This is a genomic window from Ancylobacter novellus DSM 506 (assembly GCF_000092925.1).
GTDB classification, from domain to species: Bacteria; Pseudomonadota; Alphaproteobacteria; order Rhizobiales; family Xanthobacteraceae; genus Ancylobacter; species Ancylobacter novellus.
In genome coordinates, this window is record NC_014217.1 from 135,182 (window position 1) to 160,486 (window position 25,305).

The following is a 25,305-nucleotide window of genomic DNA, read 5'->3' on the forward strand; positions in this document are numbered from 1 at the left end:
GCCGGTTACTGGGCGGGGCCGGTTACTGGGCCGGCGCGGCCCTGGCGGCGACGAGCGCGTCCTTGCAGGGCTGGGAGATCCCGTCGGGATTGGCCTTGATGCACTGGAGGAGGCGCCCGCCGCCCGGCTGCACGCCGGGACAGGTGGCGCGGATGTCCGCCTCGCAGGCGGACCGGACGGCCTGCGCCTGTGCACGCGACATGTTCTGTGCGGAGGCGGCTCTGGCGAAGGCGGCGCCGAGCAGGGTGGCGAAGGCCAGCACGAGGCCGGCACGGAGGAAGAAGGCACGATCCATGATGACGGCTCCTTTGGGGGAGTGGGGCAGGACCATGGAGCCCGCCCGGCTGGGAGGCGGCCGACCGCGACGGGCTCCATGGCGGGCAGGCTCACGCCTGCCGTGCCGCCGGGAACGGGTGTGGTGTGCTCGGCGACGGGAGCGGAAGATCGCCGCGGCGTTTTGCGGCCGTGTCTCGGCGCAGGGGCTTTTTGTTGCAGTTTGTATCGCTGCCGGCGGTACGGCTTGCGCGGGTTCGCCGCGGCTGTCATGCCAACGCCATGACAGCCGCAAGAGTGCTTCTGGTCGAGGACGACCGCGACATTCGCAGCCTGCTCGTCGATTTCCTTGGCGGCGAGGGCTACGACGTCGAGGCGGTCGGAAGCGGCGCCTTGATGGACCGGGCGCTGATGCGCGGCATGCCCGACCTCGTCATCCTCGACATCATGCTGCCCGGCGAGGACGGGCTGTCGATCTGCCGGCGGCTCAGGACGAAAAGCCGTGTGCCGATCCTCATGCTCACCGCCAAGCATGACGACATCGACCGTATCGTCGGACTGGAGATCGGCGCCGACGACTATCTCGGCAAGCCGTTCAACCCGCGCGAACTGCTCGCGCGCATCCGCGCCCTGCTGCGCCGCGCCTCCGGTCCCTTGTCCGCGGGCGTGCCGGAGCGGCGGCGCCGGCGTTTCGCGGGGCTGGTCGCCGACCTCGATGCGCGCACGGTGGTGGACGATGGTGGGCAGCGCGTGAATCTCACCACCGCCGAGTTCGACCTGCTGACCTGCTTCCTCGAGCGGCCCGGCCGCGTGCTCTCGCGCGACCAACTGCTCGACTGGACCCGCGGGCGCGCTGGCGGCGACCCGTTCGACCGCACCATCGACGTCACCGTCTCGCGGCTGCGGGGCAAGCTGTCCCGCTGCATCGGCGAGGCCGAACAGCCGATCACCACCGTGCGCAATGTCGGCTACCTGTTCTCGGCCGACGTGCGCGAGGCCTGAGGTAGGTCGGCATGCGCCTCGGCCTGCTCGCCCGCATCATCCTCATCGTCGCGGTGGCGCTTTTCGCCATCCAGCTGCTGGCGCTGTTCTTTTATTTCGGGGCCGGCGAAGGCCGCCGGACGCTCGGCGAGGGTTCGCCCTCCCTGTCGCGGCAGGTCGCGTCGCTGGTCCTGCTGGTCGACAAGGTGCCCGCCGACCTTCGGCCCGCTTTGCTCGAAGCCTTCAGCGAGAATGGCCGCACCGCCACGATCGTCCCCGCTCTTCCCGACGATTTCACCCGCACCAACGGGCTGATCCGGATCGAGCGGTCGATCCGTGCCGCATTGGCGCTGCGCGGCGCGGAGGGGCGGCAGGTCTGGGCGCGGCTCGAGGGGCGCAGCGAGAGCGGGCGCGGCGACACGCTGAGCGTCTATGTCGAGCTCGCCGACGGCGGCTATCTCTGGCTCGACGTCGAGGACCGCGTCACCGTCCGGCTGCTCGGCGTGCCCATCGGCTTCTTCGCCGGCCTGTTCGGCGTCATCGTCGCCCTTGCCGCGCTGGTGGCGGTCGCGCGCGAGATGCGGCCGATCACCCGCCTCGCCCGCGAGGTCGACCGGGTGGGCGAGGGCATCGATCCCGTGGCGATACCCGAGCGCGGCGCGCCGGAGTTGCGCAAGCTGATCCGCGCGGTGAACGCCATGCAGAAGCGCATCGCCGCCCTGGTGCGCAACCGCACGCTGACGCTCGGCGCCATCTCGCACGACCTGCGCACCTATCTCACCCGCCTGCGCCTGCGCGTCGAGATGATGCCGGAGAGCCGCCACCGGGCCGGCGCCATCGCCGATGTCGAGGCCATGCAGGCGCTGGTCGCGGACACGCTCGACTTCGCGCAGGATTCCTTCGTCCCGACGGAGCCGGTCCGCGCCGATCTCGCCACCGCGCTGCGCCGCTACGCGGCCGAGCAGAACGATGCGCGCATCGTCCTCGACGTGCCGGATGGCCCGGTACATGTCGCCATGGGCGACAAGGCCCTCGGGCGCGTCGTCGCCAACCTCGTCGGCAACGCCTTGCGCTATGGCGAGCGCGCCTTCGCCGGCATCAAGACGGGCGGCGCGCGTGTCGTCCTGGTCATAGAGGACGAAGGCCCCGGCATCCCGGCCGAGGAGCGCGAGCGGGTCTTCGAGCCGTTCCATCGGTTGGAAGCCTCGCGCAACCGCGACAGCGGCGGAACCGGCCTAGGTCTGACCATCGTCCGCCGGCTGGTCGAGCGGCACGGCGGCAGCATCGAGCTCGGTACCAGCCGCCGTGGCGGGCTTGCCGTCCGGGTGATGCTGCCGCGGACCGAGCCGCCGGCCTGATACAAATCGACATGCCGCGGTTCGAGCGGCGACACCTTGGCCGCCCACCTTTGCCGCCTCCTCAACGGCAAAGGATCAAAGCCATGAGAAAGATATTCCCTTCCACCCTGTCCACGCGGATCGCCGGCGGAGCCGTCGTCCTCGCCCTCGTCGCGGCCGGCGCCGTGCCGACACTCGGGATCGCGCAGGACCTGGCCGGACCGCTCGCGGCTCCCGCCGGGGCGGCTGGGCCCTGGGCATGCGAGGTGCCGCCCTTCGCCGCCGGGCCGGGGCCGGCCATCGATCCCGCCGCCGCGCGGCTCATCGCCGGCATGCTGCTCTCCGCGCAGGAGACGGCGCTCGGCATCCGGACTGACCAGATGGACGCCTGGCGCGGCTACACCACGGCACTGATCGCCCTTCTGCCCTCGGGCGAGCGGCTCGGGCGCTGGACGGACGAGAAGAAGCGCGCCGAGGCACAGGCCTTCGACCTCGCGCAGGACATTGCCGGCGCTGCCATCGAGCGGGCGGAGAAGGCCCGTGCGCTGCAGGACGCCGTCTCCAAGCTCAAGACGGTGCTGACGCCCGAGCAGATGAGCATGGCCAAGCAGATGCAGGAGAAGCTGGTCGAGCGGATCGTCCGCTTCGTGCAGTGGCGGCGCGGCGAGGGTTCCGGCGTCCCGCTCTGACGGCTAGAAAGGAAAAGGCCGGGAGCGCGGGCTCCCGGCCTTTTTGCTGGAACGGGCCGGCTCACCAGCGCTGGAAGCTGCGCGAGCCGGTGTGCACGCCACCGCCGGGGCCGATGACCGCGCGATTGGTCGTGCAGCCCTGTCCGGCGGCGCAGTTGCGCGTGCGTGCCGCCATGCCGGCATTGGGGCCTTCCGTGATCCGGGTGGAGGTGCAGGCCCCGCCGGTGCAGACGCGGGTCTGGGCGGTCGAGCCGCCGTAAACCCCGGTGGCGCCGCGGACGCCGACGCAGGCGCTGCCCGCACAGGTGACCGAACGATTGGCCGAGGTCACGCGTGGCGCGGCATAGGACGGATAGGCCGCCCAGCGGCCGTACCAGGGATAGGCGACATAGTAGCGGTCCCAATAGGCCCGGTTGAACGACACGACGGTGATGCCGATCGTCGGCGCCAGCGGCGCGGTGAGCACCACCGGCGCGCCGCGATAGACGACCTGGATGTAGCTTGCCGCCACCCAGCCGCGATACGGCCCGAAGCCGATGTCGCACCAGCTATAGCCGGAGACGCAGCCGAACGTGGTGATAGCGGCGCCCGTCGGCACGACGGTAACCGCGGGATAGACGGTCGACGGGCCGGCGCGCAGATTGACGTTGGTGACGGCGACGGCCGTGGTGGCGGCGCTGGCCGCCGGTGCGGCGGCGAGCGTCAGCGCGGCGGCGAAGATCATCTTCCTGAGCATGGCGGAACCCCGATGCAGGCCGCCCGGAAGGCGGCGTCTGTGTGTCCGCCAACCTTGCTAGGCGTCCGGCATCGCCCGGATGTCTCGACCATGTTTCAATTTGTGACGGCGGGCGCAGAACGAGGGCACGACCCGGAATGCTTTCAACGCCACGCTGAAGGTGACTTTCCGAAGGGGTAGAAAGCAGGACGCCCGGCAGCGGCCAATGGACCGCGCCGGGCTTATGAACTCTCGATCTGAAGGCGGCGAAGAGAGAGCCGGCCGGATCAGGCCCAGCTGCCCATCGGCTCCTTCATGAGGTGGTCATTGACCGCCCGCACCCCCGGTGTGGTCTCGGCGACGACACGCAGCGCCTGCCGCTCGGTATCGGCGTTGGCGATGCCCCACAGATTCACCACGCCGTCATCGACGGTGACGTTGAGCCGCCACGTATTCGCCCAGGGCTGCTGGTTCAGGCGCTCCATCACCTTCTCGCGTATGGCGCTGTCGGACAGCGGGATCTCCAGTCCCATTTTGGTGCCCGCGACCGCCTGGATGAGATTGGAGCGGCTGACGATGCCGACCAGATGGCCCTTCTCGACGATCGGGATGCGCTTGACGCCGTGAGATTCCATCAGCGCGGCGATCTCGTGCAGCGGCGTGTCCGGCCCGGCAGTCACCGGATCCCGGTGCATCACGTCGGCGGCCGTGCGGCCGTGCGCCTTCACATATTCGGCCGCCAGCGTGCCGTCGTCGACGAAGGCCTGCAGCCACCAGGAACGGCGGCGCTCGGTGCCGGCTTCCGCGCGGCGGATAAGGTCGCCTTCGCTGATGATGCCGACCATCTTGCCCTTGTCGTCGACGATCGGCATGCCGCTGATGCGCCGCTCGAGCAGGGTCTTGGCGATCTGCACCACGAGATCGGTCGCCTTCGCCGTGATCACCGGCGAGGTCATTACGTCACGTGCCTTCATGGTTTCCTCCCTGGAAGTCGATTTTCGGGAAGCTTGTCATGGGCGATGCCCTCGGGAATTGACGCGGATCAACCGCGCTTCCGCGCCACGGCCGCCATCCGGCCTGATCCAGCACAAGGCGGAGCACGGCGTGCTGCCGCAATGTCCTGCCCCGGGGAGCCCGTGCAGGGGGAGGATATCATGACTTCCGTCGACAGTGGCAGCCGATATCAGCAGCCGGCTACGACGACCAGCACGACCCGGTCCGGAAGGCTCCGCCGCGGTCTGCTCACCGCCCTCGTCATCGGCTCGATGGTCGGGGCGGGCGTGTTCAGCCTGCCGCAGAACGTGGCGGCCGGCGCCGGCAGGCCAAGCGCGTGTTCACCCCGGTCGAGGTGATCCTGGCTCTCGCCCTCATCGCCGCCGGCGCGCTGGCCGCGTATCTCATCGCCACCGGCGTCATCAGCCCGCTCTGATCCGGCGGCGCGGTCGCGCAGCAGCCCAAACGTGACCGCGTCGCCAAGCTGTGGGTAGGTCGGCTTATCGGTACTGCGCCTTTCGCTAATCCGGCTATGTTCGGGCGAAAGCGTAAGGGTTCCCATGAGCGCGCGTACCAACCGCATCCTACTCGGCATCTGCACGGTGGTTCTCGCCGGCGGGGCGATCTTTCTCGCCCGGCCGGTGATTGCGCCGGTCGCCTTCGCGCTGTTCGTCATGGCGCTGGTCTGGCCGCTGCAGGACCGGCTCCAACGACGCCTGCCGGGGCTCGCCGCCATGGCGATCACGCTCGCGGTGACCATCCTCGCCGTCTTCGTCGTCGGCTACGCGACGGTGTGGGGGCTGAGCCAGACCGGGCGCTGGCTCGTCACCAATGCCGGGCGGTTCCAGGCGCTCTACGCCGAGACCGCGGCGTGGCTGGAAGGGCATGGGCTCTATTCCGCCGGCACGCTGGCCGACACCTTCAGCGCCAGCTGGCTGATCGGTACCTTCCAGGGGCTGGCCGGCCGGGTGAACGGCATGCTCGGCTTTGCCGTGGTGACGATGATCTATGTGATGCTGGGCCTGCTCGAAGCCGACATAGTGCGCGACAAGCTGCTTGCGGCCGGCGAGGCGGGCGGACGGCTGGTGCGGGCCAGCGCGGCGACGGCGGCGAAGTTCCGCACCTACATGATGGTGCGCACGGTGATGAGCGTGCTCACCGGCCTGTTCGTCTGGGCGGTCACCGCTGCGCTCGGCCTCGACCTCGCGCTCGCCTTCGGTGTCATGGCCTTCGCGCTCAACTATATCCCCTTCATCGGCCCGCTGGTGGCGACGCTGTTGCCGACCTTCTTCGCGCTGGCGCAGTTCGGCTCCTGGGAGGCGGCGGTGCTGGTGTTCGTCGCCATGAACGTCATCCAGTTCTTCAGCGGCAGCTATATCGAGCCCCGTGTGGCGGGGAGGGCGCTCGCCATGTCGCCCTTCCTGGTGCTGCTGTCGGTGTTCTTCTGGGCCTTCATGTGGGGCATCGCCGGCGCCTTCATCGGCGTGCCGCTGGTGATCGCCGCGCTCACCTTCTGCGAGGAGCGCGAGGAGACGCGCTGGATCGCGCAGCTTCTCTCCGGCCGCGAGGAGAAGCCGCCCGTGCCTGCCGGAGTGTCCTGAGCGCGGGAGGTTCGAGGAGGTTCGAGTCTGGCCAGAGCGTCGGCGGCGCGCTATTGCTGCCTTGCCGTCAGCGACTTTGCCGGGCGGAGGGTGAATGCGTCTGGTCGTACTCCTGTTGGCCTCGCTCCTGACCGCCGGCTGCGCCGGGCGGCCGGTAGGCGTGCTCACGCCGGTCGAGGCGGCCGTGCCGGAGGCGACGAAGGTCGACCTCCTCGTCGCCACCACCCGCGCGCCGTCGCCCGATGCGGGCATCCGCTACACCGGCGAGCGCGGTCAGGGCGTTTCGCTGAGCGCCTTCACCGTCTCGATCCCGCCGGACAGCCGGCGCGAGGTCGGTCAGGTGCAGTGGCCGCGTAGCCTGCCGCCCAATCCCGAGACGGACTTCGCCACGCTCAACGTCCAGCCGCTTCCCAGCGTCAAGGCGGCCAAAGGCTGGCTCGACTCGCACCTGCCGCCGAGCCGGCGCGTGCTGATCTTCGTCCACGGCTACAACAACCGCTTCGAGGATTCGGTCTACCGCTTCGCGCAGATCGTCCACGATTCACGCTCGGAAGTGGCGCCGGTGCTGTTCACCTGGCCCTCGCGCGCCCGCGTCTTCGACTATCTGTTCGACCGTGAGAGCACGATCTTCTCGCGCGACGCCTTCGAGGAGGCGGTCTGGCAGGTGGCGAGCGACCCGCGCGTCGAGGACGTCACCGTCATGGCCCATTCCATGGGCGCGTGGCTGGCGATGGAGGGGCTGCGGCAGATGGCGATCCGCCGCGGCAAGCTGCCGGCCAAGATCAGCAACGTCATCCTCGCCTCGCCGGATGTCGACGTCGATGTCTTCGCCTCGCAATGGCGGGCGTTGAACGGACCCAAGGCGCGCTTCACGCTCTTCGTCTCGCAGGACGACCGCGCGCTGCAGGTCTCGCGCCGCATCGCCGGCGGCGTCGACCGGCTCGGCCTCATCGACACCCAGAAATATTACGCCGAGCTGGAGAAGTCCGGCATCGTGGTGATCGACCTCACCAAGATGCGCGGCGGCGACGCGCTCAACCATGACCGCTTCGCCTCCTCGCCGGAGGTGGTGCAGCTGATCGGCACGCGGCTGGTCAACGGCCAGACGGTGACGGATTCGGAGGTGAGCATCGGTGACCGCATCGCTGCCGGCGCCATGGGCGTCGGCCAGACGGTGGGCAGTGCCGCGGGCCTCGCCATCAGCGCGCCGATCGCGGTGGTCGATCCGGCGACGCGGCGCACCTATCAGGGGCAGATGGAAAGCTTCGGCCGCACCATGAGCGGGACCGTCGAGGACCCCGGCGCGGACTGAGGGCGCCGGGATCAGACGTGAACTACCAGGAGCGGACCCAGCGGCCGGGCTCGAACACCCATTGGCCGCGGCGGAATACCCAGCGCGGGCCGACATAGGTGAATCCGCGGCGGTTCTCCTCCCAATGGCCGGGCGCCCAGACCCAGCCTCGGCGCGCGCTCCAGTTCCAGTGCCCGGGCACCCAGGTGTAGCCACGGCGCGGTCGCGGGCGCGGCTCGCGGCGCGGCGGAGGCGGCGCCATGCGAGGGCCGGGGACACCCCACTGCGCATCGGCGGTGGAGGTCAGGGCCGCGCCGGCCGGTGCGGCGAGGGCGGCGGCCAAGAGGCCCTTGAACAGAGAGCGTCGGGAGAGCATCGGAACTCCTTGCGGTGAGGGTCAACGGGCCAGGAATCCGATCGCGGCCGCGTTGATGATGTCGATGAAGAACGCGGAGACCAGCGGCAAAATGATGAACGCCCGGGGCGCCGCGCCATGCGTCTTGGTGATCGCCGTCATGTTGGCGATGGCGGTCGGCGTCGCGCCGAGGCTGATGCCTGTGAAACCGGCGGCGATCACCGCGGCCTGGTAGTCGCGGCCCATCAGTGGGAACACGACGAAGATGATGTAGGCCACCGCCGCCACCGTCTGCACCGCCAGCACGATGACGAGCGCGAGGCCGAGCCCGCCGATGGTCCAGAGCTGCATGCTCATCAGCGACATGGCGAGGAAGATGTTGAGCGACAGGTCCGAGACCAGCGCCAGCGCGCGGGTCCGCGTCGGCCAGAGCAGGCGCGAGAACAGACGCGGGACGGTATTGGTCAGCACGATGCCGACCAGTAGGCAGACCACGAACATGGGCAGCTTGATGCCGGTCTCCTCGACGACGCCCTCCAGGCCGAAGCCGATCAATATGGCGACGTTAAGCACCAGTACGGTACGCAGCAGGCTGACATGGCCGATGTCGTCGGCCGGCGAATTCTCCGCCTTGGCCGGCAGGCCGACCGCGGCGTCGCCATAGGCGGGGCCGTGCAGCTTGTAGCGGCCGATCAGGTGGCGGGCGATCGGCCCGCCGGCGAGGCTCGCCAGCACGAGGCCGAGGGTAGCCGAAGCGATGCCGATTTCCATCGCGTTCGGCACGCCGAATCGCTGGGAGATCAGCGGGGCCCAGGCGATGGTCGTGCCGTGCCCGCCGATCAGCGAGGCGGAGCCGAGGAAGACGGTGAGCCCCTCCGGCAGGCCGAGCGCGGCGACGGCGCCGATGGCGATGAAGTTCTGGATGACGAGGAAGACGACGGTGAGCGCCAGCAGGATGATCAAAGGGCGCCCGCCGGAGATCAGGTCGTCGAGCCGGGCGTTGAGGCCGATGCCGGTGAAGAAATAGAGCAGCAGCATGTCGCGTGCCTGGAGCGCGAAGCTGATCTCGGCGCCGAGCAGGCGGTAGGCGAGCAGCGTGACGGTCGCCGCCAGCAGGCCGCCGGTGACCGCCTCGGGGATGTTCCAGGCGCGCAGCGGTGCGATCAGGCGATTGAGGCCGGACCCGGCGAAGAACACCAAAATGGCGACGGTGAAGGTCAGAAGACCGGAGACCTGGATCGACGCCATCATTCCTCCGGCAAGAACATCATCCGGCGCGTCAGAAACTGCCGGCTACCGAGCCGAGCGCGATGACCGCCACCAGCGCCACTATGGCACCGACGATAGCGACCATGACGATGTCGAGATAGCTCTGTTTCGGCGTGACGCCGCAGACCGCCAGCAGCGTGACCACGGCGCCGCTGTGCGGCAGGCTGTCGAGCGTGCCCGCGCTCATCACCGCCACGCGGTGCAGCAGCGCCGGGTCGATGCCGAGCTCGCCGGCGCGCTGGAGATAGGTGGCGCCGAGCGCGTCGAGCGCGATGGTGAGGCCGCCCGAGGCAGAACCCGTCAAAGCCGCGAGGATGTTGGTCGCCACCGCCAGCGACACCAGCGGCCCGCCGCCGATCGACAGCACCCAGTCGCGCACCAGCGCGAAGGCCGGGAGCGCCGCCACCACGGCGCCGAAGCCGACGAGGCTCGCCACCGAGAAGATCGGCAGCACCGAGGCGTTGGCGCCGGCGTCCATGGTTTCGCGCAGTTTTGGCAGGCGACGCCGGTTGATGGCGATGGTGGCAAGAATAGCGACAATCAGTGCCACCGCTACCGACCAGACGCCACTGACGCCCGAAAAGGTGACACCGCCCCAGCGCGGCTCGGCGAGGAAGGAGAAGTCGAGCCGCGGCAGGATGACGAAGGACATGAGGAGGTTCACGACGATCACCAGCACCAGCGGCAGCGCCGCCAGCGCGATGGAGGGACGCTCCACGCTGAGGTGGCCGTGCTCGATCTCCGCCGGGTCGAATTCGCGCGTGACGGTCGCCCGCTCGCGCAGCACCGGATCGGTCACGACCGCATGCAGGTCCGGCCCGATGCCGTCGAAGCCCTCGCCGGCACGCCGGGCGCTCGCCTCGGCGCGGGAGAGCCACCACAGGCCGAAGCCGAGCATGATCAATGAAGCAATGATGCCGAGCCCCGGCGCGGCGAAGGGCGTGGTGCCGAAGAACGGCATGGGGATGGCGTTCTGGATCGCCGGCGTGCCGGGCAGCGCCATCATGGTGAAGGTGAAGGTGCCGAGCGCGATGGCCGGCGGCATCAGCCGGCGCGGGATGTCGGCGACGCGGAACAGCGCCTCGGCCATCGGCGCCAGCACGAACAAAGCGACGAACAGGCTCACGCCGCCATAGGTGACGATGGCGCCGGCCAGCACCACGGCGAGGATGGCGCGCTCGGCGCCGAGCTTCTCGGTCATGAACTCGGCGATGGCGGTGACCGAGCCACTATCCTCCATCAGCTTGCCGAACAGCGCGCCGAGCAGGAACAGCGGGAAGAACTGGCCGACGAAGCTCGCCGCGCTGCCCATGAAGGTCTGCGTCCAGTTGGCGAGCAGCGGCTCATTGGAGAGCAGGGCGGCGATCAGCGCCGAGAGCGGGGCGAGCAGCAGCACGCTCCAGCCGCGATAGGCGAACCAGATGAGCAGGCCGAGGCCGAGGAGGATGCCGATGAGGCCCATGGCTCATACCCCTTCCAGCAGCACGTCGAGATCGACCGAGGAGCGCTTGCCGATATTGTCGGCGTCGGCGTCGAGGAAAGCCTGCGCCGCCTTGCGTCCCTCCTCGCGCAGCATGGAGAGGAAGTCCCAGCCGGCATTGAGCTTCGAGGAATAGCCGAGGGTCGCCATGATCTCGTTGCGCACCAGATGGATGCGCATCTTCGCCCATTGCGCGCCCTCGCTGTGGCCGGGATCGGCGACCTGGCGCAGCAGGGCGATCATGCGCAATTCCTTCAGAAGCGCCGAGTTGAACGACACTTCGTTGAGCCGGTTCAGGATTTCGGCGGCGCTGCGCGGTGTGCCGGGCCGCTCGATCGGGTTGATCGGGATGAGGATGGTGTCGTCGGAATCGAGCTCACGCACCAGAGGCGTCATGGTCGGGTTGCCGGCATAGCCGCCGTCCCAGTAGCTCTCGCCGTCGATCTCCACCGCCTGGAACAGGGTCGGCAGGCAGGCGGAGGCGAGCAGCACGTCGGGCGTGATCTCGGCGTTGCGGAACACCCGCCCGCGCCCGGTGCGCACATTGGTGGCGGTGATGAAGACCTTGATGGGCGAGGTCTTCAGCCGGTCGAAGTCGATCGCCTTTTCGAGAATGTCGCGCAGCGGATTGGTGCCGGCGGGGTTGAGGTCGTAGGGCGAATAGAGCCGCGACATCAGGTCCATGGCGATGAACATGGGCGAATGGTCGAGCGTCCAGCGGCCGAACAGCACGTCGAGCGGGCCGCGCTGGAACGGGCTGAAGCGCGCCGCTTCGGCCACATGGCGCCAATAGGCATCGAGCGCCGCGCGCGCCCCTGCCGCGCCGCCGGCCGCGTAGCCGTCCGCCATCACCGCCGCGTTCATCGCCCCGGCCGAGGTGCCGGAGACGCCGTCGATGCGCAGCCACTCCTCTTCCAGCAGACGGTCGAGAACGCCCCAGGTGAAGGCACCGTGCGAGCCGCCGCCCTGCAGCGCAAGGTCGATGAGAACGGGAGCGCGACGCGCATCCGTTGCCGGCTCAGCGTTCGGCGAAGGGGCGTTGTCCGCTCCTGATGGCCGGCGGGCGCGGGTCGCAGACGTTGGACGTGGCATTAACCGGCCTCCCGGACTGGATCACGGCACCGTATAGCCCCTCATGCTGAGCCGCAACATTCCTGAAGCGGTCACCGTCCTGCAATACTCCCAAGTTTGCCGGTTACGCCGGGAATTCAAGCCTAAAAGAACCCTGTCGTGGCACGCATTATTCCAGTTCTGTTTCGCATTCGCAGCATGAAAATGGAAAGGTGACAAGACGATCATATTTTGATTACATGCAAACAATTATAGAGTTTGGGAAATTTATTCGAAACTTGATCTATAAGTCGAGCTGACCACGCACCTTTCCCCCTCAAGAGGCGCAACATGGCCGACCCGCAGGCGGGCAAACTTCCGCTTCCCACCTTGACCGCCATGGTCGTCGGCTCGATGGTCGGGGCGGGCATCTTCAACCTTCCCGGCCGCTTCGCCACCGCTACGGGACCCTTCGGCGCCATCATCGCCTGGCTGATCGCCGGCACCGGCATGTACATGCTGGCGCGGGTCTTCCAGGCGCTGGCAGAAAAGCGACCGGACATCGACGCCGGTGTCTTCGCCTATGCCAAGGCCGGCTTCGGCGATTACATGGGCTTCCTCTCGGCCTTCGGTTACTGGCTGGGAAGCTGCCTCGGCAACGTGTTCTACTGGGTGCTGATCGGGTCGACGCTCGGCCGTTTCTTCCCCGACATCTTCGGCGACGGTTCCAGCGCCACCGCGATCATCGTGTCGCTGGTCGGCATCTGGGCCTTCCATTTCATGATCCTGCGCGGCGTCGAGCAGGCGACCTTCATCAACACCATCGTCACCATCGCCAAGATCGTTCCGATCCTGGTGGCGGTCCTCGCCTTCGTCTTCTTCTTCAACTACACGCAGTTCTCGGAGAACTTCTTCGGCGGCGTCGGTATGCCGGAGAAGACATTGGTTGCGCAGGTGCGCGACACCATGCTGATCACGGTATTCGTGTTCATCGGCATCGAGGGCGCCAGCGTCTATTCGCGCTACGCCAAGAAGCGCTCGGATGTCGGCGCCGCCACCATTCTCGGCTTCGTCGCCGTCACCGGCCTCATGGTGGCCGTCACCCTGCTGCCCTATGCGACGGCGCCGCGCGCGGCCATCGCCGGCGTGCAGAATCCCTCACTCGCCGGCGCGTTGGAGCTCGTCGTCGGTCACTGGGGCGCGGTGTTCATCTCCGTCGGCGTGCTGATCTCGGTGCTCGGCGCCTATCTCGCCTGGTCGCTGATCTGCGCCGAGGTGCTGTTCGCCGCGGCGAAGTCGAGCGACATGCCGCGCCTCTTCGCGGCGCAGAACGCCAACCGCGTGCCGGCCAACGCGCTGTGGCTGACCAATATCGTCGTCTCACTCTTCGTCATCTCGACCTACTGGTCGCGCGACGCCTTCAATTTCATGCTGGACATGACCAGCGTGACGTCGCTGCTGCCCTATCTGCTGGTTGCCGGCTATGGCGTGCTGCTGGCCCGCAGCGGCGTCGGCTACGAGGCGACGCCCGGCGAGCGCGGCCGCGACCAGATCTTCGCCTGGATCGCCATCGTCTACACCCTGTTCATGTTCGTCGCCGCCGGGCTCAAATACGTGCTGCTCGTCACCGTGCTCTTCGTGCCGGGCACCATCCTGTACTTCTGGGCGCGGCGCGAGCAGCAGGCGCGGCTGTTCACGCCGGTCGAACTGGTGGTCTTCATCATTACCCTCGTCGGCGGTGCTGTCGGCGCCTATGGGCTGGCCACCGGCCTCATCACCCCCTGAACAAGAAAAGCCATCGGGAGACCTGCCATGGAAACCAGTTTCGGCGTCCACTCGGAGGTCGGCCAGCTGCGCAAGGTCCTGGTCTGCGCGCCGGGCCGTGCGCATCAGCGGCTGACGCCCAGCAATTGCGACGCGCTGCTGTTCGACGACGTATTGTGGGTCGACGTTGCCAAGCGCGACCATTTCGACTTCATCACCAAGATGCGCGACCGCGGCATCGAGGTGGTGGAGATGCACAATCTGCTCACCGAGACGCTCGCCGTCCCGGAAGCCAAGAAATGGATCCTCGACAACCAGGTGGCGCCGAACCAGATCGGCCTCGGCTTCGTCGAGGAGGTGCGCTCCTATCTCGAGGGCCTGCCGAACCGCCAACTGGCGGAGACGCTGATCGGCGGCCTCTCCACCTACGAGTTCCCCGAGACCATCGGCGGCGAGACGCTGGCGCTGATCCGCGACGCCGCCGGCGTCAACGAATACCTGCTGCCGCCGCTGCCCAACACGCTCTACACCCGCGATACGACCTGCTGGATCTATGGCGGCGTCACGCTCAACCCGCTCTACTGGCCGGCGCGGCACGAGGAGACAATCCTCACCAGCTCGATCTACAAATTCCACCCGGACTTCGCGGGCAAGGTGAATGTCTGGTGGGGCGACCCGACCAAGGATTGGGGCCTCGCCACGCTGGAAGGCGGCGACGTGATGCCGATCGGCAAGGGCAACGTGCTGATCGGCATGAGCGAGCGCACCTCGCGCCAGGCCATCAGCCAGGCCGCGGCGGCGCTGTTCGAGAAGGGCGGGGCGGAGCGTGTCATCGTCGCCGCCATGCCGAAGCTGCGCGCGGCGATGCATCTCGACACGGTGTTCACCTTCGCCGACCGCGACTGCGTGCTGATCTACCCCGACATCGTCGACAAGATCGAGTGCTTCTCCTACCGGCCGGACGGCAAGGGCGGCGTCGAGCTCTCCAGGGACAAGGGCCTCATCGAGACGGTGAAGGAGGCTCTGGGCCTCAAGGAGATCCGCGTCGTCGAGACCGGCGGCAACGACTATATGCGCGAGCGCACGCAGTGGGACAGCGGCGCCAACCTCGTCTGCGCCTCGCCGGGCGTGGTCTTCGCCTATGACCGCAACACCTATGCCAACACGCTGCTGCGCAAGGCGGGGATCGAGGTCATCACCATAGACGGCTCCGAGCTCGGCCGCGGGCGCGGCGGCGGCCATTGCATGACCTGCCCGATCATCCGCGACGCGGTGGATTTCTGAGCGGGCGCCCCTCCGGTCAGGACCCGCGAGGCCCGAGGGCCTGCAATTCGGCGAAGAGCGCGGCGGGGACGGCGATGCCGTTGGTGCGGCTGCGCTCGCGTGCCTGATAGCGCCGCTCCGAGGGCAGGCGCACGCCGGGCTGCGCCTTGGCGAGGGCGAAGAGCTCGTCGGCATCGGCGAGCCGCGAGGACAGGTTCCCCGTGCCGAACACGGCCGGGTCGATGGCGATGAAGAGCTCGCCGCCGAGCGGCGGGCCGCCATCGCCGTTCTCCACCGCCTTGGATTGCCGGCTGGTGAGGTCGCCGATCAGCGGGCCGGCGATCAACTCCACCATCATGGACAGCGCCGAGCCCTTGTGGCCGCCGAAGGGCAGCAGCGCGCCGGCGAGCGCGGCCGCGGGATCGGTGGTCGGCGCGCCGTCCGGCCCGACCGCCCAGCCGGGCGGGATTTTTTCGCCCCCGCGGCGCTTCAGCTCGATCTCGCCGCGCGCGGCGGCGCTGGTGGCGAAGTCGAAGATGAAGGGGCGACCCGAAGGCCCCGGCCAGCCGAAGGCAAAGGGATTGGTGCCGAGCAGTGGCGTCGTGCCGCCGGCCGGGGCGACGCAGCACTGGCCGACGGTGAAGCACCAGGCGGCGAGCCCGGCCTCCACCGCCGGCTCGATGTCGGCCCAGAGCGCGGAGAAATGGTAGCAGTCATGGATGGCGAGCGCAGCGATGCCGATCTCTTTCGCCGCCGCGATCAGCGCCGGCACGCCGGTCTCGACCGCCAGCGGGGCGAAGCCGTGTTTCGCATCGACGCGCAGCACCGCCGGCGTCGCCCTGGCCAGCGCCGGTAGCGCGTGGCGCTCCGCCTTGCCGCTGCGCACCGAGGCGACATAGCCGATCAGCCGGTAGAGCCCGTGCGAGTGGCACTCGTCCGCCTCCGCCCGCGTGATCGAGCGGGCGATGGCCTGCGCATGCTCTTCGCCGAGCCCGGCGGCGACCAGCGTGTCGCGGCAGAGCACATGCACCTCGGCGAGGCTAAGGCGGACGGGCTCGTCCACCGTCAGTCCTGCTTCCAGACGGGCCACGTATCCGACAGACGATAGCCGGTTTGCCACGGGTCGTCAGGATCGACCATGAGCTGCGCGGTGTGGGTGATGAAGGCGCGGCCCATGATCGAGGGCACGATGGCCGGCCGCCCGCCGATGCTGGTCTCGGCCTCGACGCGGCAGTCGAAGCGCGAGCCGATGATGGAGCGGCCGACGAAGGCGTCGCCGACCTTCAATATGCCCTTGGCGTGCAGCACCGCCATGCGGGCCGAGCAGCCGGTGCCGCACGGCGAGCGGTCGATCTTGCCGGGGCGGATGGCCACCGCATTGGCGCCGGAGGGCGTGCCGTTATCGTCGGTCAGCGGCGCGGCGAACTGGCAGAAGGAGATGTGCGACCAGTCCTTGTTGGTCGGATGCTGGAAGCCGAGCTGCTGGTTCGCCGCCTTGACGATCTTCATGCCGAGATCGGCGAAGTCCTTGGCCTCGTCCGGCTTGATCGAGAAGCCCAGCGCATGGGCATCGACGATGCAGAAGCTGTCGCCGCCATAGGCGGTGTCGACGGTCAGCGTACCGTAGCCCTCCAGCTCCAATTTCGCGTCGAGCTTGTCGGCGAAGGAGGGGTGGTTCTTCACTCGGATGCGCTCGGCCTTGCCGTTCTTGCAGTAAGCCGTGGCCTCGATCAGCCCGCCCGGCGCCTCCAGCACCATGTGCGTCTCGGGCTCGACCATCGGCACGATGCCCGTGTCGAGCAGCACTGTGGAGACGCAGATCGAGTTGGAGCCGGACATGGGCGGGGTGTCCTCCGGTTCCATGATGATCCAGGCGGCGACGGCCTCCTTGTTCTTCGGCGGCACCAGCAGGTTCACATGGCGGAACACGCCACCGCGCGGTTCTTGCAGCACGAAGTTCCGCAGCGTGTTGTCGCTCGCGACGAAGCGCGACTGCGCCCAGACCGTCTCGCCCGGAGGCGGCGCGACGCCGCCGACGATGACGTCGCCGACCTCCCCCTCAGCGTGGCAGCCGACGACATGGATGACCTTGGATGAGCGCATGGGGGAACCTCTTCGTGCATGCCATCCGCCTTATCGCCGTCATGGCCGGGCTTGTCCCGGCCATCCACGTCTTCTGCTGCGGAGGAAGAAAGGCGTGGATCCCCGGGCCAAGCCCGGGGATGACGTCGTTGGGTGTTCAGCCGATCACCACCACCGGCTCACCCAGCACCTCGAAGATAGGCTCGATGCCGAGCCCCGGCGCGTCGGAGGCAGTCATGAAGCCGTTGACGCGCTTCGGCGCACCCTTGGCGATGTCCACCGTGCCGTAGCTGTTGAAGTCGGTGGCGGAGAAGGAGAACTCCTCCGGCGTCGAGCGGGCGAGATGGGCGATGGTCGCGGTGACGATGTCGCCGCCCCAGGTGTCCTCGATGGTCATCGGCGTGCCGGAGGCGACGCAGATGTCGCGCATCAGCCGCGCCTTGGTCAGGCCGCCGACCTTGGAGATCTTCAGGTTGATGATGTCCATGGCGTCGTCGGCGAGCGCCTTCATCAGCGTGCCGACGCCGTCGATCACCTCGTCGAGCACGAAGGGGCGGGCGGTGCGGGCGCGCACCGAGAGGCACTCCTCATAGGTCGGGCAGGGCTGCTCGATATAGACGTCGAGGTCGCCGACCTCCGCCGCGATGCGCGCCGCCTCCGCCCGCGTCCAGCCTGTGTTGGCGTCGGCGACGAGAGTGTCGGTCGCATCGAGAATCTCGCGGGTGACGCGGATGCGGTCGATGTCCTGATCGGCGTCGCCGCCGACCTTGAGCTGGAACTTGGTGTAGCCCTCGGCCTTGTAGCCGGCGATCTTCCTGGCCATCGCCTCCGGCGCTTCCTGCGAGATAGCGCGGTAGAGCGCGACCTTTTCCTGCGCCGCGCCGCCGAGCAGCTTGTAGACCGGCAGGCCGGACACCTTGCCGAGGATGTCCCAGCAGGCGATGTCGATCGGCGCCTTCACGTAGGGATGGCCGCGCAGCACCGAATCCATGTGGCGGTTCAGCACGTTGAGGTCGGTCGGGTCGAGGCCGATGACCTTGGGGCCGATCTCCTCGAGGCCCGCGCGCACGCCGTGCGCATAGGCGGGCAGATAGGCCGAGCCGAGCGGGCAGCATTCGGCATAGCCGGTGATGCCGGCATCGGTCTCCACCGCGACGACGGTGGAATCGAACACCTCGACGAAATTGCCGTTCGACCAGTTGTAGCGGCCTTCCTTGAGCGGCAGGCCGACCTTCCACGCCTTAATGCCGGTGATCTTCATGTGAGGCCCTCCTGCTGCCGTTCGTGTTGCATTACTCGCCCTCATCCTGAGGTGCCCGGCCATGAGCCGGGCACCTCAGGATGAGGTTGCGCGCGAAGCGCAAGGTTCAGACCACCACGAAGCCGTGCGCGAAGGGGTCACGGTCGTCGATGAAGATGGTGTTGTAGCCGGTCATGCGGGCCCAGCCGCCGATGGACGGGATGATGGCGTCGACATTGCCGACGCGCGCGGTCGCCTCGACCCGGCCCTTGAACAGCGAGCCGATGATGCTCTCGTGGACGAAGTCGTCGCCGACCTTGAGCTTGCCGTTGGCGGCCCAATGGGCGATGCGCGCCGAGGTGCCGGTGCCGCAGGGCGAGCGGTCGATCGCCTTGTCGCCGTAGAACACCGCGTTGCGCGCATGCGCCTCGGCGTGCTTCGGCGCGCCGGTCCAGAGGATGTGCGACAGGCCGCGTATCTCCGGCTTCTCCGGGTGCACGAACTCGTATTTCGCGTTCAGCGCCTTGCGCAGCGCGCCGCTCATACCGATGAGCTCGCCGGCGGTGAAGTCGGCCATGTCGCGGAAATGCTCCTGCGGCTCGACGATGGCGTAGAAATTCCCGCCATAGGCGACGTCGACCATGACTTCGCCCAGGCCCGGACATTCGGCGGTGAGGCCGCGCGCATAGAGGAAGGCGGGCACGTTGGTGATGCGCACCTCCTCCACATACTGGCCTTCCTGCCGGTATTCGGCCTTCACCACGCCGGCCGGCGTGTCGAGCATGAGCACGCCCGGAATCTTCGGCGTGACGAGGCCGTGCTCGATGGCCATGGTCACCGTGCCGATGGTGCCGTGCCCGCACATGGGCAGGCAGCCGGAGGTCTCGATGAACAGGATGGCGACGTCGCAATCTGGCCGGGTCGGCGGATAGAGGATCGAGCCGGACATCATGTCGTGGCCGCGCGGCTCGAACATGAGGCCGGTGCGGATCCAGTCATATTCGGCGAGGAAGTGGGCGCGCTTCTCGATCATGTTCGCGCCCTGGAGGTTCGGCCCGCCGCCGGCCACCAGCCGCACGGGGTTGCCGCAGGTGTGGCCGTCTATGCAGAAGAAGCTGTGTCGCGCCATGGAGGTCACTCGTCAGAAGCGGTCGGGACGGAAGGGGTCGAGGGTGATGGACGGCGTGCGCCCGGCCACCATGTCGGCGACCAGGCGCCCGGTCGCCGCGCTCTGGGTCAGGCCGAGATGGCCGTGGCCGAAGGCATAAAGGACACGGTTCGACGCGCGGGACGTGCCGATGACCGGCAGGCTGTCGGGCAGCGAGGGGCGGAAGCCCATCCACTGCGTGCCGCCTTCGGTGTTCAGGCCGGGGAGGAAGGCGGCGGCTTTCCTGAGCATCACCTCGGAGCGCCTGAAGTTCGGCGCCGCTTTCAATCCGCCGAGTTCCACCGCACCGCCGACGCGGATGCCGGTGGAGAGCGGCGTGACCACGAAGCCGTGGCCGCCGAAGGTGAGCTGGCGGTGCAAAGCGAAGGCGCCGGGCGGCAGCGTGGTGTTGTAGCCGCGCTCGGTCTCCAGCGGGATGGCGTCGCCGAGTTCGCGCGCCAGCGGGCGCGACCAGGCGCCGCCGGCGAGAATTGCGCGCCCGACGGCGAGCTGCGAGCCGTCTGCGAGGCGCAGGCGCACGCCGCTCTCCGCCGGCTCGACCGCCTTCACCTCGCCATGGGTGATTGCCGCGCCGCGCGCCATCACCGCCTGGAACAGCGCGAGGGCGAAATGATGGGGATCGTCCACCGTCTGCCAGCGCGGCGTGAAGGTGCCGGCGACGAAACGCGGGGCGACGCCGGGCTGCAGTTCTGCCAGACGAGAACCCCGCACGTGCTCGAACTCGACGCCTTCCTTCGCACGCGCGTCCCAGCCGGGCTGGGAGGCGGCAAGCTCGGCTTCGCTCTCATAGAGCTGGAGGTTGCCGTCGCGGCGGACATGCGAGGAGAGCCCGGCGGCGGCGACCATGCTCTCCATCGCCTGGGCGGCGAAGCGCATCAGGCTGCCCTGCGCCACCAGCGAATGGCGGTAGCGGTCGGGCAGGCTGGCGCGCCAGAAGCGGATCAGCCAGGGCGTGATCTGCGGCAGGTAGCGCGGCGGGATGGAGAGCGGCCCGAGCGGGTCGAACAGCCATTTCGGCGCCTTGAGCAGCATGCCGGGCGAGGCGAGGGGCAAGATGTCGGTGAAGGCGAAGGCCCCGGCATTGCCGAAGCTCGCCCCCTCCGCCACGCCGCCGCGCTCGACGAGCCGCACGCGGTGGCCCTCGCCGAGCAGGTGGAAGGCGCAGGCGAGCCCGACGATGCCGGCGCCGATGACGGCGATCTCACCTGAGTCAGCCCTGTCGCTCATGTTCTTATGCTCAGGCACATATCAATGCCCTCATGGCCGGGCTTGACCCGGCCATCCAGACGTCAGGGCCGGGGCTCCCGGTCCCCTGGGTCCCCGGGTCAAGCCTGGGGATGAGGACCGTTCCTGTGGGTTGGTCGATCACGCCGCCTTGGCCAGCGCCGGGCGGGTGGCGAGGGCCTCGGCGACGATCTTCTCGACCTTGGCGCGCTGCTCGCCTTCCAGCATCAGGCGCGGCGAGCGCACGCGCTCGGTCGTGCCGGTGACCAGCGCCTCGACCAGCTTGAGGTTCTGCACAAGGTAGGTGGACACGTCGAGGTCGAGCAGCGGGCGGAACCAGCGGTAGATCGCCAGCGCCTCGTCATAGCGCTTGGCCTTCATCAGCTTGTAGATCGCCACCGTCTCGTGCGGGAAGGCGACGACGAGGCCGGCGACCCAGCCGACCGCGCCCACCGCCAGCGCCTCATAGGCGAGGTTGTCGACGCCGGTGAACACATCGTAGCGGTCGCCGAAGGCGTTGAAGATGTCGATGGTGCGGCGGATGTCGTCGGAGGATTCCTTCACCGCGACGAAGCGCTTGTCCTTGGCGAGCTCGGCCATGATCTCGACGGTGACGTCGACCCGGTAGGCGAGGCGGTTGGAGTAGATCATCACCGGCAGGTCGGCCGCCTGCGCCACCGCGGAGAGCGCCGCCACCGTCTCCTTCGGGTTGGTGTGGTAGACGAGGCTCGGCACCGTCATCAGGCCGTCGGCGCCGGCGGCCGCGGCACGCTTGGCCAGCGAAGCGCAGTCGCGGGTGGACGAGTCGGCGATGGTCATCAGCACCGGCTTCTTGCCGGCGACGGACTTCGCGGTCTTCAGCACGGCGAGGCGCTCGTCATGCGAGAGCATCGGGCCTTCTCCGAGCGAGCCGTTGACGATCAGGCCGTCGACGCCCGCCTCGATCTGGAAGGCGAAGCTCTTCTCCATCTCCTTGTGGTCGAGGCTGTCATCCTCGTTGAACTTGGCGGTGACGGCCGGATAGATGCCCTGCCACATGGTCTGCTCCTGGGTCTTGTCTGCGATCGGGTGGGATCAGAGGACGGATTTGAGGAAGGCGACGGTTTCCGGCTGCTGCGGATTGCCGATCACCTGCGAAGGCGGGCCGATCTCGTGGATTCGGCCCTTGTGGAAGAAGGCGACGCGGTCGGACACCTCGCGCGCGAAGGCGATCTCGTGAGTGACCACGATCATGGTCATGCCCTCCTTCGAGAGCAGGCGCATGGTGTCGAGCACCTCGCCGACGAGCTGCGGGTCGAGAGCCGAGGTGACTTCGTCGAACAGCATGTAGTCCGGCGACATGGCGAGCGCCCGGGCGATGGCCATGCGCTGCTGCTGGCCGCCGGAGAGCTTGGACGGATAGACGTTCAGCTTCTCGGCCAGGCCGACATGGGTGAGCTTCTCCACCGCGACCGCCTGCGCCTCGGCCTTCGACTTGCCCAGCACCTTGCGCGGGGCGAGCATCACGTTCTCCAGCACGGTGAGGTGGGGGAAGGCGTTCCACTGCTGGAAGACGATGCCGATCTTGCGGCGCAGCTTGTTGAGGTCGGTGCCGCGGGCGTGGACATCGGTGCCGTCGACGAGGATGCGCCCCGAATTGATCGGCTCCAGCCCGTTGATGCACATGAGCAGGGTCGACTTGCCCGAGCCGGAGCCGCCGATGACGGAGACCACCTCGCCCTTCTCGACAGTCATGGTGACGCCCTTGATCACTTCGAGCGAACCGAAGGATTTGTGGACGTCGTCGATCAGAATGGACATGGGCTTTTCTCAGTCGTTCTCGCGCCAGCGCGCCTCGAGGCGGGCGCCGAGCCGGGCGATGGGGAAGCTCATCAGGAAGTAGATCAGGCCGGCGATTGACAGCACGAAGAGCGGCTCCTGGATGCGGGTGACGATCACCTGCGAGGAGCGCAGCAGTTCGACGACGCCGATCCACCAGACCATGGCGGTATCCTTCATCACGCCCAGCGTCAGGCCGATCCAGCTCGGCAAGGCGACGCGCAGCGCGATGGGGAAGACGATGTCGGTCAGGTCCTGCCGCCAGGTCATGCCCAGCGAGCGGGCGGCGCGGCGGGTGGTCGACGGCACGGCGAGGAAGCCCGAGCGTACGATCTCCGTGCAATAGGCCGACATGTAGAGCGCCAGCACCACGCAGCTCACCGTGAACGGCGCCCAGTTGATGCCGACGATGGTCTTGAACGAGTTGGCCAGCACCAGCTGGATCAGCAGCGGCACCGAGCGGAACACGTCGAGCACGGCGCCGATCGGGGCGTTGATCCACCAGGGCGAGATAGCGCGGATGACGCCGAACAGCACGCCGAGCAGCGTGCCGCCCAGCACCGCCCAGGCGGTGAGCGCGAGGGTGACGCCGGCGCCCTTGAGCATGAACCAGAGGTCGCCCAGCGAGAACGAGGTGTCGAGAAGCGAGGAGAACATGCGCGGCCCTCCTCAGTAGCGGAACAGTCGCCACGCCATCAGGCGGGCCGACAGGGTGACGAGTTTGGCGAGCAGGTAGTAGATCACGGCCGCCAGGGCGAAATATTCGAAGGTGCGGAAGGAGCGGACGTTCAGCTCCTGGGTGACGCCGGTGAGGTCGTTGTTGAGGCCGACGATGACGCCGAGCGAGGTCATCAGGATGGCCCAGACCATCTGGTTGGTCATCGGATAGAACACGACGCGGAACATCTGCGGCATCACGATCAGCCGGAACGCCTGTATCTGGCCCATGCCGAGCGAACGGGCGGCGCGCACCTGCGTCGGCGGCACGGCGCGCAGGCCGCCACGGAAGGTTTCGGCGAGATAGCCGGCATTGTTGAAGGTGATGCCCGCCAGCAGCGCCGGGAAGCTGTCGAGATGGATGCCGAGCGAGCCGAGGCCGAAATAGGCCATGTAGATCTGGAACAGCGCCGGCGTGTTGCGGGCGAGCTCGACCCAGGTCGAGGCGAGCGCACGCAAGGCCCGGTACTGCGAGCCGCTTGCCACCGCCAGCAGCACGGCGAAGAACACGCCGAGCAGCATGGAGAGCACGGCGATCTCCAGCGTCACCAGCGCCCCCCACAACATGTCGGGCAGGGCGCGGAAGGCCGGCAGCCAATGGAAGGTGTAGTGCATGCCTTCGTCCGTCGCTTCGCGCGGCGCCACCCGATGGGCGGCCGGAAATCTGCGGGGCATCCTAGCAAATGTCAGCCGGAAGCCCCGGTGACAAAAGCAAGTCCCCACTCTGAGGAACCTCATCCTGAGGTGCCCGGCCATGGGCCGGGCCTCGAAGGATGCTCATCCGGGTGCGCTGTAGCGAGCATCCTTCGAGGCTCGCTGTGCTCGCACCTCAGGATGAGGGCGTTCCGGTGGGGGAGGCGGTCTGGGCTGCACCCGAACCGCCTCTCGCTTCATCCGGTCGCGTCGCTCAGCGATAGACGCCGGGCACGGTGAGGTTCGGCGCCTCGCCGAGGCCGACCCACTTCTCGTAGAGCGCCTTGTAGCGGCCGGTGCGGACCTGCTGGTTGATGAACAGGTTGAGGTAGTTGATCAGCCCCTGCTCGTTGCGCAGCGCGATCAGCGCGACGTAGTCGATGTCGTAGGGGGCGTCGCCGCCCATCATCAGGCCCTTGTACTTGCCTTCCTTCACGATCGCCGCGGCGACGGTGGAGGTGACGACGGTGGCTTCGATCTGGCCCTGGGCCAGCGCCAGGAACACGTCGGCCTGGGTCTGGTAGCCGCGGAAGGAGCCGGTGCCCCAGGCCTTCACGTCCTTCTCCAGCGCCAGCGCCTCGAAGGTGCCGGAGACCGAGCCGGTCTTCTTGCCCTTCAGGCTGTCATAATCCTTGATGCCGAGCCCGTCCTTGGTCAGCACCACCATCTTGAAGGCGAAGTAGGGGATGGTGAAGCCGGCGGTCTTGGCGCGCTCCAGCGTGTCGGAGGTCGAGGCGACGCCGACGTCGACGCGGCCGGAGACGAGGGCCGGGATGCGGTCGGGGAACGGGGTCTCGACGATCTCCGCCTTCACGCCCAGCACCTTGGCGAGGTCGTTGCAGTAGTCGACGTCGAAGCCGATCGGGTTGTTGCTGGCGTCGCGCGATCCCATGGGCGGGAAGTCCAGCACCACGGCGCAGCGCAGCGTGCCGGAGGCGATGATGTCGTCGAGCTTGTCAGCCTGCGCGGGCATGGCAGCGGCGAGCGTCAGCGCCGCCGCGGCGAGAATGCCGATTCCCTTAGCCATAACGGCTCTCCTCTGAAGGTCATGTTTGCTGTTAGTGGCCGGCGGCACCGCTGGGAGAGGGGCGTCGTCCGGCGACGGCTAGGAGCTTCCGATTTTTGGATCCAAGTTTCAATATCCTTTTTGCAGCATCCATGCGATTTTATTGGGCGGTGGCGCCTCTGGCGCGCCGGCCGCCGAAACCGCAAGCTGCGCAAAGGACTTGCCGGCAACGAATCGGCGACTTAAGCCGGTCGGCCGCAAAGCCGGGAGGGGAGACGAGGTGAAGGTTAAGGCAA

The 25,305-nt window shown here is 68.1% G+C and carries 24 protein-coding genes; 7 read left to right on the top strand and 17 right to left on the bottom strand.

Annotated features, from left to right (window positions below; all coding sequences use genetic code 11):
• Nucleotides 1-22: 22 nt before the first annotated feature.
• Complete coding sequence (locus SNOV_RS00715; RefSeq protein WP_013164981.1) at nt 23-295, bottom strand: hypothetical protein; 273 nt, start codon at nt 293-295, stop codon at nt 23-25.
• Between the two features lie 260 nt (nt 296-555).
• Between SNOV_RS00715 and SNOV_RS00720 the strand changes: the two genes are divergently transcribed.
• The 3 genes from SNOV_RS00720 to SNOV_RS22460 all read left to right on the top strand — a co-directional run bounded on the left by SNOV_RS00720 (nt 556) and on the right by SNOV_RS22460 (nt 3,280).
• Entirely contained in the window at nt 556-1,275 is a 720-nt protein-coding gene (locus tag SNOV_RS00720; protein ID WP_013164982.1) for a response regulator, read from the top strand.
• Between the two features lie 11 nt (nt 1,276-1,286).
• The gene (locus SNOV_RS00725; RefSeq protein ID WP_013164983.1) at nt 1,287-2,612 is read left to right on the top strand and encodes an ATP-binding protein; all 1,326 of its coding nucleotides are present in this window, start codon (nt 1,287-1,289) and stop codon (nt 2,610-2,612) included.
• Between the two features lie 83 nt (nt 2,613-2,695).
• Nucleotides 2,696-3,280 (top strand): hypothetical protein, encoded by a 585-nt coding sequence (locus tag SNOV_RS22460; protein ID WP_013164984.1) that lies wholly within the window; start codon nt 2,696-2,698, stop codon nt 3,278-3,280.
• 61 nt (nt 3,281-3,341) lie between these two features.
• Here the strand turns inward: SNOV_RS22460 and SNOV_RS00735 are convergent, their stop codons facing one another.
• A complete protein-coding gene (locus SNOV_RS00735; protein ID WP_013164985.1) occupies nt 3,342-4,016 on the bottom strand; it encodes an SH3 domain-containing protein in 675 nt (224 codons plus the stop codon).
• A 266-nt stretch (nt 4,017-4,282) separates the two neighbouring features.
• A complete protein-coding gene (locus SNOV_RS00740) occupies nt 4,283-4,969 on the bottom strand; it encodes a CBS domain-containing protein (RefSeq protein WP_013164986.1) in 687 nt (228 codons plus the stop codon).
• A gap of 579 nt (nt 4,970-5,548) precedes the next feature.
• On the opposite strand from SNOV_RS00740, the gene SNOV_RS00750 reads away from it, so the two are divergent.
• Both SNOV_RS00750 and SNOV_RS00755 read left to right on the top strand, forming a co-directional pair.
• Nucleotides 5,549-6,589, top strand: a complete 1,041-nt coding sequence (locus SNOV_RS00750) for an AI-2E family transporter (protein WP_013164987.1) — start codon at nt 5,549-5,551, stop codon at nt 6,587-6,589.
• Between the two features lie 94 nt (nt 6,590-6,683).
• Nucleotides 6,684-7,901: an alpha/beta hydrolase gene (locus tag SNOV_RS00755; RefSeq protein ID WP_013164988.1), complete on the top strand. Its 1,218-nt coding sequence runs from the start codon at nt 6,684-6,686 to the stop codon at nt 7,899-7,901.
• Nucleotides 7,902-7,923: 22 nt separating this feature from the next.
• On the opposite strand, the gene SNOV_RS00760 is transcribed toward SNOV_RS00755, so the two are convergent.
• Genes SNOV_RS00760 through SNOV_RS00775 form a run of 4 tightly spaced genes read right to left on the bottom strand, consistent with a single transcriptional unit; the run spans nt 7,924 to nt 12,076 of the window.
• Nucleotides 7,924-8,256, bottom strand: coding sequence for a YXWGXW repeat-containing protein (locus SNOV_RS00760; protein ID WP_013164989.1), 333 nt, complete (start codon nt 8,254-8,256; stop codon nt 7,924-7,926).
• Between the two features lie 21 nt (nt 8,257-8,277).
• On the bottom strand, nt 8,278-9,483 hold the full coding sequence (gltS, locus tag SNOV_RS00765) for a sodium/glutamate symporter (RefSeq protein ID WP_013164990.1): 1,206 nt from the start codon (nt 9,481-9,483) through the stop codon (nt 8,278-8,280).
• A 31-nt stretch (nt 9,484-9,514) separates the two neighbouring features.
• Nucleotides 9,515-10,966 carry a GntP family permease gene (locus SNOV_RS00770; protein WP_013164991.1) on the bottom strand — a complete coding sequence of 484 codons (1,452 nt, stop codon included), beginning with the start codon at nt 10,964-10,966 and terminating at the stop codon, nt 9,515-9,517.
• A 3-nt stretch (nt 10,967-10,969) separates the two neighbouring features.
• The gene (locus SNOV_RS00775) at nt 10,970-12,076 is read right to left on the bottom strand and encodes a patatin-like phospholipase family protein (protein ID WP_013164992.1); all 1,107 of its coding nucleotides are present in this window, start codon (nt 12,074-12,076) and stop codon (nt 10,970-10,972) included.
• Between the two features lie 309 nt (nt 12,077-12,385).
• Between SNOV_RS00775 and SNOV_RS00780 the strand changes: the two genes are divergently transcribed.
• Both SNOV_RS00780 and SNOV_RS00785 read left to right on the top strand, forming a co-directional pair.
• Nucleotides 12,386-13,819, top strand: a complete 1,434-nt coding sequence (locus SNOV_RS00780; protein WP_013164993.1) for a basic amino acid/polyamine antiporter — start codon at nt 12,386-12,388, stop codon at nt 13,817-13,819.
• 27 nt (nt 13,820-13,846) lie between these two features.
• On the top strand, nt 13,847-15,082 hold the full coding sequence (locus SNOV_RS00785; protein WP_013164994.1) for an arginine deiminase: 1,236 nt from the start codon (nt 13,847-13,849) through the stop codon (nt 15,080-15,082).
• Nucleotides 15,083-15,098: 16 nt separating this feature from the next.
• On the opposite strand, the gene SNOV_RS00790 is transcribed toward SNOV_RS00785, so the two are convergent.
• The 10 genes from SNOV_RS00790 to SNOV_RS00835 all read right to left on the bottom strand — a co-directional run bounded on the left by SNOV_RS00790 (nt 15,099) and on the right by SNOV_RS00835 (nt 25,030).
• Complete coding sequence (locus tag SNOV_RS00790) at nt 15,099-16,124, bottom strand: Ldh family oxidoreductase (RefSeq protein WP_013164995.1); 1,026 nt, start codon at nt 16,122-16,124, stop codon at nt 15,099-15,101.
• 2 nt (nt 16,125-16,126) lie between these two features.
• On the bottom strand, nt 16,127-17,164 hold the full coding sequence (locus tag SNOV_RS00795; RefSeq protein WP_013164996.1) for a trans-3-hydroxy-L-proline dehydratase: 1,038 nt from the start codon (nt 17,162-17,164) through the stop codon (nt 16,127-16,129).
• 136 nt (nt 17,165-17,300) lie between these two features.
• Nucleotides 17,301-18,404 (bottom strand): cis-3-hydroxy-L-proline dehydratase, encoded by a 1,104-nt coding sequence (locus SNOV_RS00800; protein ID WP_013164997.1) that lies wholly within the window; start codon nt 18,402-18,404, stop codon nt 17,301-17,303.
• A 106-nt stretch (nt 18,405-18,510) separates the two neighbouring features.
• A complete protein-coding gene (locus tag SNOV_RS00805; RefSeq protein ID WP_013164998.1) occupies nt 18,511-19,512 on the bottom strand; it encodes a 4-hydroxyproline epimerase in 1,002 nt (333 codons plus the stop codon).
• 12 nt (nt 19,513-19,524) lie between these two features.
• Nucleotides 19,525-20,778 (bottom strand): NAD(P)/FAD-dependent oxidoreductase, encoded by a 1,254-nt coding sequence (locus SNOV_RS00810; protein ID WP_013164999.1) that lies wholly within the window; start codon nt 20,776-20,778, stop codon nt 19,525-19,527.
• A gap of 138 nt (nt 20,779-20,916) precedes the next feature.
• Nucleotides 20,917-21,813 carry a dihydrodipicolinate synthase family protein gene (locus SNOV_RS00815; RefSeq protein ID WP_013165000.1) on the bottom strand — a complete coding sequence of 299 codons (897 nt, stop codon included), beginning with the start codon at nt 21,811-21,813 and terminating at the stop codon, nt 20,917-20,919.
• 36 nt (nt 21,814-21,849) lie between these two features.
• On the bottom strand, nt 21,850-22,575 hold the full coding sequence (locus SNOV_RS00820; RefSeq protein ID WP_013165001.1) for an amino acid ABC transporter ATP-binding protein: 726 nt from the start codon (nt 22,573-22,575) through the stop codon (nt 21,850-21,852).
• 9 nt (nt 22,576-22,584) lie between these two features.
• Entirely contained in the window at nt 22,585-23,250 is a 666-nt protein-coding gene (locus SNOV_RS00825; RefSeq protein WP_013165002.1) for an amino acid ABC transporter permease, read from the bottom strand.
• Nucleotides 23,251-23,262: 12 nt separating this feature from the next.
• Entirely contained in the window at nt 23,263-23,925 is a 663-nt protein-coding gene (locus SNOV_RS00830; protein WP_013165003.1) for an amino acid ABC transporter permease, read from the bottom strand.
• Nucleotides 23,926-24,217: 292 nt separating this feature from the next.
• The gene (locus tag SNOV_RS00835; protein WP_013165004.1) at nt 24,218-25,030 is read right to left on the bottom strand and encodes an ABC transporter substrate-binding protein; all 813 of its coding nucleotides are present in this window, start codon (nt 25,028-25,030) and stop codon (nt 24,218-24,220) included.
• Nucleotides 25,031-25,305 lie beyond the last annotated feature (275 nt).

Excerpts from the sequence above, each read along its gene's own strand:
- SNOV_RS22460 (WP_013164984.1), top strand. The coding sequence starts at position 2,696 with ATGAGAAAGATATTCCCTTCCACCCTGTCCACGCGGATCGCCGGCGGA.
- SNOV_RS00735 (WP_013164985.1), bottom strand. The coding sequence starts at position 4,016 with ATGCTCAGGAAGATGATCTTCGCCGCCGCGCTGACGCTCGCCGCCGCA.
- SNOV_RS00805 (WP_013164998.1), bottom strand. The coding sequence starts at position 19,512 with ATGGCGCGACACAGCTTCTTCTGCATAGACGGCCACACCTGCGGCAAC.
- SNOV_RS00780 (WP_013164993.1), top strand. The coding sequence starts at position 12,386 with ATGGCCGACCCGCAGGCGGGCAAACTTCCGCTTCCCACCTTGACCGCC.
- SNOV_RS00775 (WP_013164992.1), bottom strand. The coding sequence starts at position 12,076 with ATGCCACGTCCAACGTCTGCGACCCGCGCCCGCCGGCCATCAGGAGCG.
- SNOV_RS00815 (WP_013165000.1), bottom strand. The coding sequence starts at position 21,813 with ATGTGGCAGGGCATCTATCCGGCCGTCACCGCCAAGTTCAACGAGGAT.
- SNOV_RS00795 (WP_013164996.1), bottom strand. The coding sequence starts at position 17,164 with ATGCGCTCATCCAAGGTCATCCATGTCGTCGGCTGCCACGCTGAGGGG.
- SNOV_RS00750 (WP_013164987.1), top strand. The coding sequence starts at position 5,549 with ATGAGCGCGCGTACCAACCGCATCCTACTCGGCATCTGCACGGTGGTT.
- SNOV_RS00720 (WP_013164982.1), top strand. The coding sequence starts at position 556 with ATGACAGCCGCAAGAGTGCTTCTGGTCGAGGACGACCGCGACATTCGC.
- SNOV_RS00785 (WP_013164994.1), top strand. The coding sequence starts at position 13,847 with ATGGAAACCAGTTTCGGCGTCCACTCGGAGGTCGGCCAGCTGCGCAAG.
- SNOV_RS00715 (WP_013164981.1), bottom strand. The coding sequence starts at position 295 with ATGGATCGTGCCTTCTTCCTCCGTGCCGGCCTCGTGCTGGCCTTCGCC.
- SNOV_RS00810 (WP_013164999.1), bottom strand. The coding sequence starts at position 20,778 with ATGAGCGACAGGGCTGACTCAGGTGAGATCGCCGTCATCGGCGCCGGC.
- SNOV_RS00825 (WP_013165002.1), bottom strand. The coding sequence starts at position 23,250 with ATGTTCTCCTCGCTTCTCGACACCTCGTTCTCGCTGGGCGACCTCTGG.
- SNOV_RS00770 (WP_013164991.1), bottom strand. The coding sequence starts at position 10,966 with ATGGGCCTCATCGGCATCCTCCTCGGCCTCGGCCTGCTCATCTGGTTC.
- SNOV_RS00725 (WP_013164983.1), top strand. The coding sequence starts at position 1,287 with ATGCGCCTCGGCCTGCTCGCCCGCATCATCCTCATCGTCGCGGTGGCG.
- SNOV_RS00760 (WP_013164989.1), bottom strand. The coding sequence starts at position 8,256 with ATGCTCTCCCGACGCTCTCTGTTCAAGGGCCTCTTGGCCGCCGCCCTC.
- SNOV_RS00755 (WP_013164988.1), top strand. The coding sequence starts at position 6,684 with ATGCGTCTGGTCGTACTCCTGTTGGCCTCGCTCCTGACCGCCGGCTGC.
- SNOV_RS00740 (WP_013164986.1), bottom strand. The coding sequence starts at position 4,969 with ATGAAGGCACGTGACGTAATGACCTCGCCGGTGATCACGGCGAAGGCG.
- SNOV_RS00835 (WP_013165004.1), bottom strand. The coding sequence starts at position 25,030 with ATGGCTAAGGGAATCGGCATTCTCGCCGCGGCGGCGCTGACGCTCGCC.
- gltS (WP_013164990.1), bottom strand. The coding sequence starts at position 9,483 with ATGGCGTCGATCCAGGTCTCCGGTCTTCTGACCTTCACCGTCGCCATT.
- SNOV_RS00800 (WP_013164997.1), bottom strand. The coding sequence starts at position 18,404 with ATGAAGATCACCGGCATTAAGGCGTGGAAGGTCGGCCTGCCGCTCAAG.
- SNOV_RS00830 (WP_013165003.1), bottom strand. The coding sequence starts at position 23,925 with ATGCACTACACCTTCCATTGGCTGCCGGCCTTCCGCGCCCTGCCCGAC.
- SNOV_RS00820 (WP_013165001.1), bottom strand. The coding sequence starts at position 22,575 with ATGTCCATTCTGATCGACGACGTCCACAAATCCTTCGGTTCGCTCGAA.